Below are 12,534 nucleotides of genomic sequence, written 5' to 3' on the forward strand. Positions count from 1 at the left end.
GTTGCCGAAACGACCGAGTACATCCAGTACGCGGCCGTTCCGGCGCCCCGCCCAGACACGCCGTGGACCCGCCGATACACGGCGAACGTTCTGAGCCGAGCCACTAGGCCGTGTTTCGGAAGTCCGTGTTCGCGATAGCCGCGCCGGAGCGGCCCCTGACGGCACGGGGTGAAGGCACCGGTACAACCCCGGTACCGGCACCTCCACCCCGCACCGCCAGAAACCACACCGATCACGACTCTCATCGAACGAGACTCCCGAAACGCGGCCTAGCCGCCGGGGGAGACGACACCGTTCTCGTAGGCGTAGACGACGGCGTGGGTGCGGTCGCGCAGGTCGAGCTTGGTCAAGATCCTGGACACGTGAGTCTTGACCGTGGTCTCCCCGAGGTGCAGCTCCTTGGCGATCTCGGCGTTGCTCGCCCCGCTGGCCAGGGCGACGAGCACCTCGTACTCCCGGTTGGTCAGCTCCGCGGGCTTCGCCGGGTCCGGGGCCGCGGGGCAGGGCGCGGGCTGGGGGGTGGAGAACCGGGCGATGACCCGGCGGGTGAGCTCGGGGGAGAGCAGGGCGTCGCCGCGGGCGACGATACGGACCGCGTCGACGAGGTCCTCGGGGGAGGCGTTCTTGAGCAGGAAGCCGCTCGCGCCCGCGCGCAGCGCCTCGAACAGGTAGTCGTCGGTGTCGAAGGTGGTGAGGATGACGACCTTGGTCGCGCAGTCCGGGTCGGCCAGGACGGTCCTGGTCGCGGCCAGGCCGTCGGTGCCGGGCATCTGCACGTCCATCAGCACCACGTCCGGGCGCAGCTCGCCCACCAGCTCCACCGCCCGCGCCCCGTCGCCCGCCTCGCCGACGACCTCGATGCCCGGCTCGGTCCCGAGGATGACCCGGAAGCCCGCCCGTACCAGGTCCTGGTCGTCGACCAGCACCACCTTGATGTCGCTCACGGCGCCGCCACCGCCTCCACCGGGAAGACCGCCCGCACCCGGTACCCGCGGTCGGAGCGCGGCCCCACCTCCAGCTCCCCGTCGTGCACGGCGACCCGCTCCCGCATACCGACCAGGCCGAAGCCGCCCGCCCCCGGTTTCGCGCCCGCCCCGTCGTCGGTCACCTCGACCTCCAGCGCGTCGCGCCGGAACCGCACCCGCACGTCGGCCGAGCGCGCGCCCGCGTGCTTGAGCACGTTCGTCAGCGCCTCCTGCACGACCCGGTAGGCCGAGAGGGCGACGCTCTCGGGCACCGGGCGCGGGTCGCCGAAGGTGCCGAGGGTGATGTCGAGCCCGGCCGAGCGCGCCGAGGCGACCAGGTCGTCGACCTGGCCCAGGCCCGGCGCCGAGACCGGCGCGGCCTGCTCGGGCTGGGCGTCGGTGTCCGAGCGCAGCACCCGCAGCAGACCGCGCAGCTCGCCGATCGCCTGCCGGGCGGTGTCCTCCACCGACCGCAGCGCGCCGCTGGCCACCGCCGGGTCCCGGTCGAGCACCCGCCGCGCCGCGCCCGCCTGCACGCCCATGACCGACACGTGGTGGGCGACGACGTCGTGCAGGTCGCGGGCGATGCGGACCCGTTCCGCGGTCACCGCGCCCTCGATGTTGCGCTCCTGCGAGTGCCGCAGCTGCTCGGCCCGGTCGGCCAGCTCGGCCTCCCGGCGCGCCGACAGCCACGCCATGTTGCCGTAGTAGTAGGCCGAGCCGAAGAACAGCATGTTGAACCCGATCGAGTAGAGGATCGACGCCAGCACCGGGTCCAGCGGCCCCGCCGCGCCGGGGAACTCCGGCGCGGGCTCCACCAGCGCCCGCACCAGCGACTGCCCCAGCCACACGAACATCGCCGCGATGACGCCCACCCGCGCCCACCGGGCCACCCGCCGGTCCTGGCCCCACGCCCCCACGTTGTGGATGGCCAGGAACAGCGAGATCGACGGCACCAGGTTGTCCCCGGTCTGCTGCCACTGCCCGGCGATGAACACCACCCCCACCACGACCAGCACCGGGACCGGGAACCGGGTGCGCACCACCAGTGGCAGCGCGATGGCGGTGTTCCACGCCAACTGCTCACCCAGGGGCGGGATGTCGTCGAACACCCGCCCCCCGGCGCTGCTGACCAGGATGGTCGTCAGAGCGGCCCCCAGGACCACCGCCAGCCCGAGCTGCACGTCCCGCCGCCGCTGCTCAGGCCCGGACGCGGGCCTGCGCCACACGGCGCGCTCCTCGTCGGACCATTCACCCATGCGAGTGACCGTACCGGGTAATTCGATTGCCCACGCCCGCGACCTGCGGTGACATCGACGCATGGACGGACGCGCGGGCATCGACGCGAACCTGGTGCGGCGGCTGCTCGCCGCCCAGTTCCCCCACTGGGCGGACCTGGACGTGCGGCCGGTGCCGGTCGACGGGTGGGACAACCGCACCTACCGCCTCGGTGACGACATGTCGGTGCGGCTGCCGACGGCGCAGGGGTACGTGCGGTCGGTGGGCAAGGAGAGCCACTGGCTCCCGAGACTGGCCCCACGGCTCCCCGTGCCCATCCCGGAGGTCCTGGGCGACGGCGTGCCGGGCGAGGGGTACCCGTTCCCGTGGTCGGTGCGCGGGTGGATCGAGGGCGAGCGCGCCGACCGGGCGGAGATCCCGGACCGCGCCGCGTTCGCCGTGCGGGTGGCGGCTTTCCTGCGGCGACTGGGCCAGTGCGACGCCGAGGGCGGGCCGTTGGCGGGCGAGCACTGCTGGTACCGGGGCGCTTCCCTGACCCACTACGACGATGAGACCCGCCAGTCCCTCCACGCCGTCCGGGATCTGATCGACGCGGACAAGGCCCTGCACGCCTGGGAGACCGCTTTAGCCGCGCGGTGGACCGGTTCCCCGGTCTGGTTCCACGGCGACATAGCCCCCGGCAACCTCTTGGTCGTCGACGGCCGCTTGGCAGCCGTGATTGATTTCGGCACGTCCGGGGTCGGTGATCCGGCCTGCGACCTGGTGCTCGCGTGGACGTGGCTGGACGGGGGCGCGCGGGAGGCCTTCCGCGAGGCCGTTGATCGTGACGAGGCGATGTGGGCGCGGGCGCGTGGGTGGGCGTTGTGGAAGTCGACCCTGGTGATGGCGGGGAACCTGGGGGACGCGGCGCAGGTCGCCGCTGAGCGGCGGATCGTCGACGCCGTGCTCGCCGAGGTCGAGTAGGCGGCGTCCTGTTGCTCTTACCTGACCACCAGGACGGCGATGCCCAAGATCGTCAGGAGCAGCAGGGCCACGATGACGATGATCATGAAGAGGATGGTCCTGCGGTAGGTCAGCGGCTTCATGCCCGCTTGCTTGACCGGGGGCACCGGGGCGGGTTGGGCGGGCGGGGGTGCGGCCGGGGTGTCCACTGTGGCTGGACCGGGTGGGGGCGGGGGTGGGGGAGGCGCGGGGGCGGGTTGGGGGGTTCTGGCTTGCTGTTCCAAGTAAGCGATGGTGGCGCGCAGGTGGTTCTCCTGCTCGTGCCACCGCTGCCGCTCGGCCGCAAGTTGGTGGGTGAGGTCGGGGGTGGGTGCGTGGTGGGGCGTGCCTTCGGCCAGGAGTCTCGCGGTGAACTCGGCGAAAGCGGCGGCGGGCTCGGGGGACCTCGTGCTGATGGCCAGGACCTCGCGTGCCAGCTCGACCGAGGGGCGTGCGGAGCCGGGGAAGGCCAGGGCCGCCAGGGCGGCCATGACGTCGCAGAGGGCGGGGTCGTCGGTGGCGTGCAGGGCGGTGAGCAGCCAGGTGGAGGGGGCGCCGTAGAAGCCCAGGCTGGTCGCGGTGTGGCGGTCGATCACGGCTCGGAACAGGGTGCGCCGGTCATCGTCGTCGCTGAGCCTGGCCAGCCAGCCCGGCACCACCCTGGCCTCCAGCGGGGGCACCTCGCCGACCAGGGCGAGCAGCGCCGAGGGGGCCGAGGCGAGGTAGCGCTCGCCGAGGGGGCCGATGTCGCCCTCGCGGACGACCTCGGCCGCCGCGGTCTCCAGGGCGACCGGGAACAGGTCGGCCAGGTCGGGGTCGGCGGGGTCCAGGCCCAGCGCGCGCAGCCACGCCCCGAGCCGCGCCGGGTCGGTGCCGGTCGCCACCAGGTCGCGGGCCAGGTTGACCAGGTCGGCTCGGCCGGGGCAGCGCCTGCGGGTCAGGGCGACCGAGGTGTCGAACCAGTCCGGGCGGTCCTCGCGGGCGGCGGGCAGGCGCAGCGGGACCACGGCCGGGGTCGCGATGTGCTCGGTGAGCAGGATCAGGTGGACCGCGTCGGCGAACACGCCGTCCTGGCCCGCGGGGCGGGCGCACAGCCAGTCGATCGCCTCGGCCGGCCTGCCGCGCACCCACGCGGTCAGCGGCGGCAGGTTCTCCGCCAGCAGCACCCGCTCGTCGCCGCGGTCCAGCGCCGGGCGGATCTCGTCGAGCTGCAGGTGGACCAGTTCGTTGTCGACGATCGCGTGCACCAGCGCCAGCGCCGACGGCGAGCCCCGGTACTGGCCGACGGCGGCGGGCTCGTCGACCCGGGACGCCAGCCACCGCACCGCCGCGCCGGTGTCCTCGTCCCACCCGGTCCGGGCCGCGGTCGGCCGCGCGCGGTCGGCCAGCCACCGCTCGACCCACGCCGCCGCCGCCGAGTCGCGCAGCCGCGCGGGCCAGGACCCGGTGACGACCCGGCTGGGCCCCGGCGCGTCGACCAGCAGCGTGGTCCACACCCGGTCGCGCACGACCGCGTCCGGCAGCACCCGCAGCACCGCGCCGATGGCGGCCACCACCCCGTCCGGCTCGCCGGGGACCCGCACGGCCGCGTCGTCGTCGACCAGACCGGCCAGCACGCGCTCGACCGCCGTCCGCGCGACCGGCAGCGGCGGGTGGTCCCACCCCGCGACCGACAGCCCCGTGTCCGGCAGCAGACCCCCGCCCGCCGCGACCTCCGCCGCGCACCGCTCCCACACCTGCCACGCCCGCGCGGACGCCGCCGGGACGAACAGGGCCTGGCACACCTCCGCCTGCACCGTGAAGCACCAGTGCTGCCCCTCACCGGGCACGTCGACCGCGCGCAGGCCCAGCACCGACTGCCCGTCCAGGTCGGGTGGCAGCGGCCCCACGAGCTCCTGGGCGATCGACCGGAGCGAGGCGGGGCCCTCCTGCGCGGGCCCGCCCCAGCGCACCAGGCGTGCGGCGGTCATCGCACCGGTCCGGGGCGGACGACGAGCGACACGGCACCACCTGCGGGGACGAGGCCCGTGACCTCGAGCCTGGCTTGAGTTCACCCGGTCGGGGCCGAATTCGCCGCCGACCGATCACTGATTGAGTCGTGCTGGCGGAATGAGGTGTTACCGCTTCGGCTCCGATGTCCTTTTCGCGTTTACCAGGATTCTTCGCGGGCACGCGAAACGTGCTTTGTACGCTTTCGCGGACGCCGCCCGCCCGCGGGGGTCGCGGGGGCAGTATGGCCGTCATGAGCGTGCAGACGGCTGACGAGGTCCGGGCCCAGGGCAGGGCGCTGCGCGAGCGGGTCGGGCTCGCCGAGCAGGGTGAGCTCACCCTGGCCGACGACCGGCTGACGGTCGTGGAGTTCATCGAGGCCAGCAACGCGGGCAGGCGCGAGGACCTGGTGCCGCTGCGGATCGGGCGGATGGCCGCCTCCCCGTTCGCCTTCTTCCGCGGCGCGGCCTGGCGGATGGCCGCCGACCTCGACGCGGGCCCGCGCACCGGCGTGCACGCCCAGATCTGCGGCGACGCGCACGCGGCCAACATGGGGCTGTTCGGCACGCCGGAGGGCAAGGTCGTCATGGACATCAACGACTTCGACGAGACCACCCAGGGCCCGTGGGAGTGGGACCTCAAGCGGCTGGCGACCAGCCTGGTGCTGGCGGGCCGCGTGGGCGGGGTGCCGGAGGCGCGCTGCCGGGAGGCCGCCGAGGACGTCGCCCAGTCCTACCGCAAGACGCTCAAGCGGCTGGCCAAGCTGCCGTTCATGGAGTCCTGGAGCGCGCTGGGCGACGAGTCGGCGGTCGAGGCGGCCGACGCGCACGCCCTGCTCGACGACTTCGCCGAGGCCGCGGCGAAGGCCGCCGCCAACACCAGCTCCCGCCTCGCCGCCCGGTGGACCAGCCGCAGCGACGACGAGTGGCGCTTCGTGCCCAGCCCGCCGCTGCTGTCCGAGGTGGACGAGCGGACCCGGGAGTCGGTGCGCGCGGCGCTGCCCTCCTATGTGGACACGCTGCGCGAGTCCCGGCGCAACCTGATCGACCGGTTCGAGGTGCGCGACGTGGCCTTCCGCGTCGTGGGCACCGGCAGCGTCGGATTCCGCAACTACCTCGTCCTGTTGCACGGCAACGACGAGGACGCGCTGGTGCTGCAGGTGAAGCAGGCCGTGCCGTCCTCGGTGTCGCGGGTGCTCGGGCAGCCCGCCGCCCAGCACGAGGGCAAGCGCATCGTCAACGGCGCCCGGCTGGTCCAGGCCGAGACCGACATCCTGCTGGGCTGGACGACGGTGGGACGGCGGCACTGCATCGTCCGCCAGTTCCGCAACCGCAAGGGCGAGATCGACCCGACCACCCTCGGCGGCGGCCACCTCGACGACTACGGCAGGCTCGCGGGCGCCCTGCTCGCCCGCGCGCACACCCGCTCGGTCGACCCCCGGCTGCTCGCGGGCTACTGCGGCAAGGACCTGGAGAAGGCCATCGGCGCCCACGCCGTGGCCTACGCCGACCGCACCGAGGCCGACCACGCCGACCTCGAGGCGGCCATCCGCGCGGGCCACCTGCCCGCGCAGTGATCGAGACCACGCCCGCGCCGGGAAATAGTTCAACGCTCAACATGGTTGTCTGGTCTCTGGAAGCGCCACCCCCGCGGCAGGAAGTGACACCCCGATGAGCACCGAGCAGGACACCCGCACCCTCACCCTGGCGGAAGAGGCCCAGGACCTGCTGTTCCGCCAGGCCCGCACCGCCAACTCGTTCTCCACCGACCCGGTGACCGAGGAGCAGGTCCAGGCCATCTACGACCTGGTCAAGTGGGCGCCCACCTCGATGAACACCCAGCCCCTGCGCGTCCTGCTCGTGCGCTCCGCGCAAGCCCGCGCCACGCTCACCCAGCTCATGTCCGAGGGCAACCGCGCCAAGACCGGCTCCGCCCCCCTCGTCGCCGTCCTGGCCGCCGACACCGACTTCCACGAGAACCTCCCCACCCAGTTCCCCCACTACCCCGGCGCCAAGGACAACTTCACCGACGAGCCGGCCCGCGCCGAGTTCGCCAGGTTCAACGCCCTCCTCCAGGTCGGCTACTTCATCCTCGGCGTCCGCGCCGCGGGCCTCGCCGCGGGCCCCATGACCGGCTTCGACGCCCAGGGCGTCGACCGCGCCTTCTTCCCCGACGGCCGCCGCAAGTCCCTGGTGGTGGTCAACATCGGCAACCCGGGCGAGAGCCCCTGGTTCGACCGCAACCCCCGCCTCGACTACACCGAGGTCGTCGAGTCCGTCTGACTTCCCGGACGCACAAGGGCCCACCCGGCGCCGCCGGGTGGGCCCTTGTGCGTGTGTCCTGGACGCCCGATCCAGGCCGCGCCTCAGCGCGAGGGCTAGTAGGTGCCCTGCGTCTGCACGTTCAGCTCCTCGCTCCGGTGCGACTTCGCCGGATCGGTGGCCGGGTCGTCCACCCTCAGCACGTCGAACCCCTTGCCCAGGTCCGACGCGTAGATGTGCCCGTTGTAGTAATAGGCCGACCACACCCCGCCGCTCTCCGCGTCGTTCGCGGCGGGGCCGCGCTCGAAGAAGCCGATCTCCCTCGGGGCGGTCGAGTCGGTGAAGTCGATGATCTGGACGCCGCCCATGTACCAGGCCTGGACCATGATGTCGCGGCCGGGGACGGGCAGCAGCGAGCCGTTGTGGGCGACGCAGTTCTCCTCGTCGGTCTGGTGGCGGTCGATCTTGTAGAAGCTGCGGAACTCCAGCCTGCGCTGGTCGGCCCTGCCGGTGATGTCGTAGATGCCGTTCGCGCCGCGGGTCGGGCCGATGTCCGGGTTGCAGGTGGCCGCCCCGCCGCCGCCGAGCTCGTCGGTGAACACGACCTTGGTGCCCGCGTTGTTGAAGGTGGCCGAGTGCCAGAAGGCGAAGTGGGCGTCGTCCTGGACGCGGTGGATGACGCGGGGCTTCTCCCGGTCGGAGATGTCCATGAGCACGCCGTCGCCCATGCAGGCACCCGCGGCCAGGTTCTTCGACGGGTACACCGTGATGTCGTGGCAGCCCGAGGTGGGCGAGACCATCCCGTTCCGGATGCTGCCGGGGACGCCGGGGTTGCCGCCGTCGGGGAACAGGTTCGGGGTGGCGACCAGCGCGGCGGCGCCCGGGTTCGCCACCGGCACCTTGATGATGGAGATGATGTCGTGCGGCGGCTTGCAGTTGCCGAGGCTCTCCGCCGGGCCGTAGGACGACACGTACAGGTAGACGTCCCCGCCCCTCCTGGCCGGCACCAGCGTGTGCGTGTGCGACCCGCAGGCGGTCTCGATCGCCTTGATGTAGCGCGGGTTGCGCTTGTCGCTGATGTCGAAGATCTTCATGCCCTCCCAGTAGGCCTTGGTGCCGTCGTTCTGGGCGGTGGAGGAGCACGAGGCGTCGCTGCGCCGGGAGTCGGTCGAGAGGAACAGCAGGTCCCCGCTGACCGAGACGTCGTTCTGCGAGCCGGGGCACAGCACCTGGCTGGTGATCGCGGGCCGCGCCGGCTCGCTGATGTCGTAGATGGTGAAGCCGAGGTAGTTGCCCGCGATGGCGTAGTCGCCGGTGAAGGCCAGGTCGGTCCCCGTGGAACCGGCCCCCGCGAGCGGCGCGGTGGCCGGGATGTTCGCCAGGTGCGTGACGTTCGCGCTGGTCACGACCTCATCGGGGGCGGGGAACGGGCCCTGGGCGCCCGCGGGGGACACCCCGGCGAGCGAGGACAGGGCGAGCGTCGCGGCTCCCACGGCCGCGGCGACCCCCAAACGTGGGGTGGATGGCACGGATCAAGCCCCTCTCACGTGCGCGTCGGGCGTTGCCGGAACCCGCAGTATGACCGGCGGTTTTGCGTCGGGCCAGCGCCACGCGTGTGCTGTTTTCACCAGTCATCCACATCTTGTTGCCAACAACCGGGAACGGGTAGCGTCGGATCTGCTACCGGATGTGAGTGCCGGATCGGTGAGACGAGGGGGTCCGCAGGTGTCGCTCCGACGTGCCGCGGCGGCCGCGCTGGCCGCCCTCGGCCTGCTCGGCGTGCTGGGCGCGTGCGCGGCCGAGCCGCGCACCCCGGCCAACCCGGTCGTGCAGCCCGGCCTGCCCGGCGAGGCCAACCGCACCCTCTCGGCGGAGGAGGCCTCGAGCGCGCCGCCCGCCACCCCGCCCAACGAGGCCGACCTCGCCTACGCCCGGGACATGATCGCCCACCACCGGCAGGCGCTGGTGATGACCGACCTGGTCCCCGCGCGCGGCGCCGACGCCACCGTCCGGGCCTTCGCCTCCCGCGTCGCCGACACCCAGCGGCCCGAGATCGACATGATGAACCGCTGGCTGCGCCGCAACGGCCAGCCCGAGGTCGACCAGCACGGCGGGCACGACCACGCCGACCACGCGGCCATGCCCGGCATGGCCTCCCAGCGGGAACTCGACGAGCTCGCCGCCGCCTCCGGGGCCGACTTCGACACCCGGTTCCTGACCATGATGATCCGCCACCACGAGGGCGCGGTCGCGATGGCCGACACCGTGCGCGAGGACGGCGTGGACGTGGTCGTGCAGGAGATGGCGGACAACGTCGTCGTCGAGCAGTCCGACGAGATCGCCAGGATGCGGGGCATGCTCGGGGCATGACGGACTTGATCCACACCCCGGTCCTGCCGGGCGCGCGGGTGCGACTGGTCCCGCTGGGCCCGGCGCACGTCGACGACCTGCTGACGATGGTCAACGACACCGGCCTGGCGGTGTTCACCGGCAACCACGGCACCTTCACCCGCGAGGAGCTGGTGGACTGGTGCGCCTCGCGCGCCGACCAGGTCGACCGCCTCGACTACGCGATCCTCGACAACGCCACCGGCGCCTTCCTCGGCGACCTCGCCGTCAACGCCTGGGACCCGGACAACCGGGTCGCGGGCCTGCGCATCGCCCTGGGCGGCCGCCACGGCGAGGGCCTGGGCACCGAGGCGCTGCGGCTGGTCCTGGCGCACCTGTTCGACACCGTCGGGGTGCACCGCGTCGGCCTGGAGGTCGTCGACCACAACACCCGCGCCATCGCCGCCTACCGCAAGGCCGGGTTCCGCGAGGAGGGCCGCCTGCGCGAGGCGTGGCTGTGGCAGGGCGCCCGGCACGACGTCGTGGTGATGGGCGCGCTGGCCACCGACCGGTAAACCGGGGCGCGCCCCGTCCGGGCGGGTCGATAGCATCGTCGGCGATCTGAGCAGCAGGTCCGAGCACCCCCGACGAAGGAGTCACCGTGTCCCAGCCGCAGCCCACCGCCGTCGCACCCGCATCGAGCGTGGTGGTGAAGGCGGGCACCACCGCGGGCGCGGCCGTCCGGGAGGCCGGCCTGCCCGGCAAGGGGCCGGACGCCGTCGTGGTCGTGCGCGACCCCGAGGGCCGCCTGCGCGACCTGTCCTGGGCCCCCGGGGCCGACACCGAGGTCGAGCCGGTCGGCGCGGACACCGAGGACGGCCGCTCGGTCATCCGCCACTCCTGCGCGCACGTGCTCGCCCAGGCGGTGCAGCAGCAGTTCCCCGAGGCCAAGCTGGGCATCGGCCCGCCGGTCAAGGACGGCTTCTACTACGACTTCTCCGTCGAGCGCCCGTTCACCCCCGAGGACCTCGCCGCGCTGGAGAAGCGGATGAAGGCGATCATCAAGGGGGCGCAGCGGTTCTCCCGGCGGGTGCTGGACTCGGTCGAGGCGGCCAAGGCCGAGCTGGCGGCCGAGCCGTTCAAGCTGGAACTGGTGGACATCAAGTCTGAGGACAACACTGTCGACACCTCCGAGGTGATGGAGGTCGGCGGCGGCGAGCTGACCGTCTACGACAACCTCGACCCGCGCTCGGGCGACCCGGTCTGGGGCGACCTGTGCCGCGGTCCGCACGTGCCGACGACCAAGCACATCCCGGCGTTCAAGCTCATGCGCGTCGCGGCCGCCTACTGGCGCGGCAACGACAAGAACCCGCAGTTGCAGCGCATCTACGGCACCGCGTGGGAGTCGGCCGAGGCCCTCGACGCGCACCTGGAGCTCATCGCCGAGGCCGAGCGCCGCGACCACCGCAAGCTCGGCGTCGAGCTGGACCTGTTCAGCTTCCCCGACGAGATCGGCTCCGGCCTGGCGGTCTTCCACCCCAAGGGCGGGGTGATCCGCAAGGCGATGGAGGACTACTCCCGCCAGCGGCACGCCGAGTCCGGCTACGAGTTCGTCTACTCCCCGCACATCACCAAGGGCGCCCTGTTCGAGGTCTCCGGCCACCTGGACTGGTACCGCGACGGCATGTACCCGGCGATGCACCTCGACGCCGAGCACAACGAGGACGGCACGGTCCGCAAGCCGGGCCAGGACTACTACCTCAAGCCGATGAACTGCCCGTTCCACGACATGATCTTCAAGTCGCGCGGCCGGTCCTACCGCGAGCTGCCGCTGCGGATGTTCGAGTTCGGGTCGGTCTACCGCTACGAGAAGTCCGGCGTGGTGCACGGCCTGACCCGCGTGCGCGGCATGACGCAGGACGACGCGCACATCTTCTGCACCGAGGACCAGGTCCCCGCCGAGCTGGCGTCGCTGCTCAAGTTCGTGCTCGACCTGCTGCGCGACTACGGCCTGGACGACTTCTACCTGGAGCTGTCGACCCGCAACGACGACAAGTACGTCGGCTCCGACGAGGTGTGGGAGCAGGCGACCGAGACACTGCGGGTCGCCGCCGAGGACTCCGGCCTGGAGCTGGTCCCGGACCCGGGCGGCGCCGCCTTCTACGGCCCGAAGATCTCCGTGCAGGCCAAGGACGCCCTGGGCCGCACCTGGCAGATGTCGACCATCCAGCTCGACTTCATGCTCCCCGAGGCCTTCGAGCTGGAGTACACCGCCCCGGACGGCTCCCGCAAGCGCCCGGTCATGATCCACCGCGCGCTCTTCGGCTCGATCGAGCGCTTCTTCGGCGTGCTGACCGAGCACTACGCGGGCGCGTTCCCGGCGTGGCTGGCCCCGGTGCAGGCCGTCGGCATCCCGATCGCCGACGAGCACAGCGAGCACCTGCTGGTCGTGGCCGAGCAGTTGCGCGCGCACGGCGTCCGGGTCGAGGTCGACCTGTCCGACGACCGCATGCAGAAGAAGATCCGCAACCACACCCTGCAGAAGGTGCCGTTCCTGCTGGTCGCGGGTGGGAAGGACGTCGAGTCCGGCGCGGTGTCCTTCCGCTTCCGCGACGGCTCCCAGGTCAACGGCGTCCCGGTGGCCGACGCCGTGGACGCGGTGCGCGGCTGGATCGCCTCCCGCGAGAACGCCTCGCCCTCGGCGGAGACCTTCACCGTCGCCGGGTAGGCGGCCGATCCGGTGGCGGCCCCGGCGCCGGGGCCTCCACTAG

Annotated in this window: 10 protein-coding genes; 6 read left to right on the top strand and 4 right to left on the bottom strand. The window is 72.7% G+C overall.

Translation table 11 applies throughout. The features are described 5' to 3' along the window. Window positions 1-269: 269 nt before the first annotated feature. Complete coding sequence (locus GCL84_RS02740) at window positions 270-944, bottom strand: response regulator (RefSeq protein WP_156753730.1); 675 nt, start codon at window positions 942-944, stop codon at window positions 270-272. After that, window positions 941-2,224, bottom strand: coding sequence for a sensor histidine kinase (locus tag GCL84_RS02745; protein WP_156753731.1), 1,284 nt, complete (start codon window positions 2,222-2,224; stop codon window positions 941-943). The genes GCL84_RS02740 and GCL84_RS02745 overlap by 4 nt, the downstream gene beginning before the upstream one ends. A gap of 61 nt (window positions 2,225-2,285) precedes the next feature. On the opposite strand from GCL84_RS02745, the gene GCL84_RS02750 reads away from it, so the two are divergent. Next, entirely contained in the window at window positions 2,286-3,167 is an 882-nt protein-coding gene (locus tag GCL84_RS02750; protein ID WP_156753732.1) for an aminoglycoside phosphotransferase family protein, read from the top strand. A 17-nt stretch (window positions 3,168-3,184) separates the two neighbouring features. On the opposite strand, the gene GCL84_RS02755 is transcribed toward GCL84_RS02750, so the two are convergent. Next, the gene (locus tag GCL84_RS02755) at window positions 3,185-5,155 is read right to left on the bottom strand and encodes a hypothetical protein (RefSeq protein ID WP_156753733.1); all 1,971 of its coding nucleotides are present in this window, start codon (window positions 5,153-5,155) and stop codon (window positions 3,185-3,187) included. 272 nt (window positions 5,156-5,427) lie between these two features. On the opposite strand from GCL84_RS02755, the gene GCL84_RS02760 reads away from it, so the two are divergent. After that, the gene (locus tag GCL84_RS02760) at window positions 5,428-6,750 is read left to right on the top strand and encodes a DUF2252 domain-containing protein (protein ID WP_407924352.1); all 1,323 of its coding nucleotides are present in this window, start codon (window positions 5,428-5,430) and stop codon (window positions 6,748-6,750) included. A gap of 94 nt (window positions 6,751-6,844) precedes the next feature. Then, window positions 6,845-7,456 carry a malonic semialdehyde reductase gene (locus GCL84_RS02765; protein ID WP_156753735.1) on the top strand — a complete coding sequence of 204 codons (612 nt, stop codon included), beginning with the start codon at window positions 6,845-6,847 and terminating at the stop codon, window positions 7,454-7,456. 95 nt (window positions 7,457-7,551) lie between these two features. Here GCL84_RS02765 and GCL84_RS02770 read toward each other — a convergent pair whose 3' ends face one another. Continuing rightward, window positions 7,552-8,964: an LVIVD repeat-containing protein gene (locus tag GCL84_RS02770; RefSeq protein ID WP_407924353.1), complete on the bottom strand. Its 1,413-nt coding sequence runs from the start codon at window positions 8,962-8,964 to the stop codon at window positions 7,552-7,554. Window positions 8,965-9,160: 196 nt separating this feature from the next. Between GCL84_RS02770 and GCL84_RS02775 the strand changes: the two genes are divergently transcribed. The 3 genes from GCL84_RS02775 to thrS all read left to right on the top strand — a co-directional run bounded on the left by GCL84_RS02775 (window position 9,161) and on the right by thrS (window position 12,491). Further along, complete coding sequence (locus GCL84_RS02775) at window positions 9,161-9,805, top strand: DUF305 domain-containing protein (protein WP_235925950.1); 645 nt, start codon at window positions 9,161-9,163, stop codon at window positions 9,803-9,805. Then, a complete protein-coding gene (locus GCL84_RS02780; protein WP_156753737.1) occupies window positions 9,802-10,338 on the top strand; it encodes a GNAT family N-acetyltransferase in 537 nt (178 codons plus the stop codon). The genes GCL84_RS02775 and GCL84_RS02780 overlap by 4 nt, the downstream gene beginning before the upstream one ends. A 128-nt stretch (window positions 10,339-10,466) precedes the next feature. Further along, complete coding sequence (gene thrS, locus GCL84_RS02785) at window positions 10,467-12,491, top strand: threonine--tRNA ligase (protein ID WP_156753788.1); 2,025 nt, start codon at window positions 10,467-10,469, stop codon at window positions 12,489-12,491. Window positions 12,492-12,534 lie beyond the last annotated feature (43 nt).

The sequence above is a fragment of the Actinokineospora pegani genome, from assembly GCF_009745975.1.
Lineage (GTDB): Bacteria > Actinomycetota > Actinomycetes > Mycobacteriales > Pseudonocardiaceae > Actinokineospora > Actinokineospora pegani.

Excerpts from the sequence above, each read along its gene's own strand:
- GCL84_RS02745 (WP_156753731.1), bottom strand. The coding sequence starts at position 2,224 with ATGGGTGAATGGTCCGACGAGGAGCGCGCCGTGTGGCGCAGGCCCGCG.
- GCL84_RS02750 (WP_156753732.1), top strand. The coding sequence starts at position 2,286 with ATGGACGGACGCGCGGGCATCGACGCGAACCTGGTGCGGCGGCTGCTC.
- GCL84_RS02755 (WP_156753733.1), bottom strand. The coding sequence starts at position 5,155 with ATGACCGCCGCACGCCTGGTGCGCTGGGGCGGGCCCGCGCAGGAGGGC.
- GCL84_RS02760 (WP_407924352.1), top strand. The coding sequence starts at position 5,428 with ATGAGCGTGCAGACGGCTGACGAGGTCCGGGCCCAGGGCAGGGCGCTG.
- GCL84_RS02765 (WP_156753735.1), top strand. The coding sequence starts at position 6,845 with ATGAGCACCGAGCAGGACACCCGCACCCTCACCCTGGCGGAAGAGGCC.
- GCL84_RS02780 (WP_156753737.1), top strand. The coding sequence starts at position 9,802 with ATGACGGACTTGATCCACACCCCGGTCCTGCCGGGCGCGCGGGTGCGA.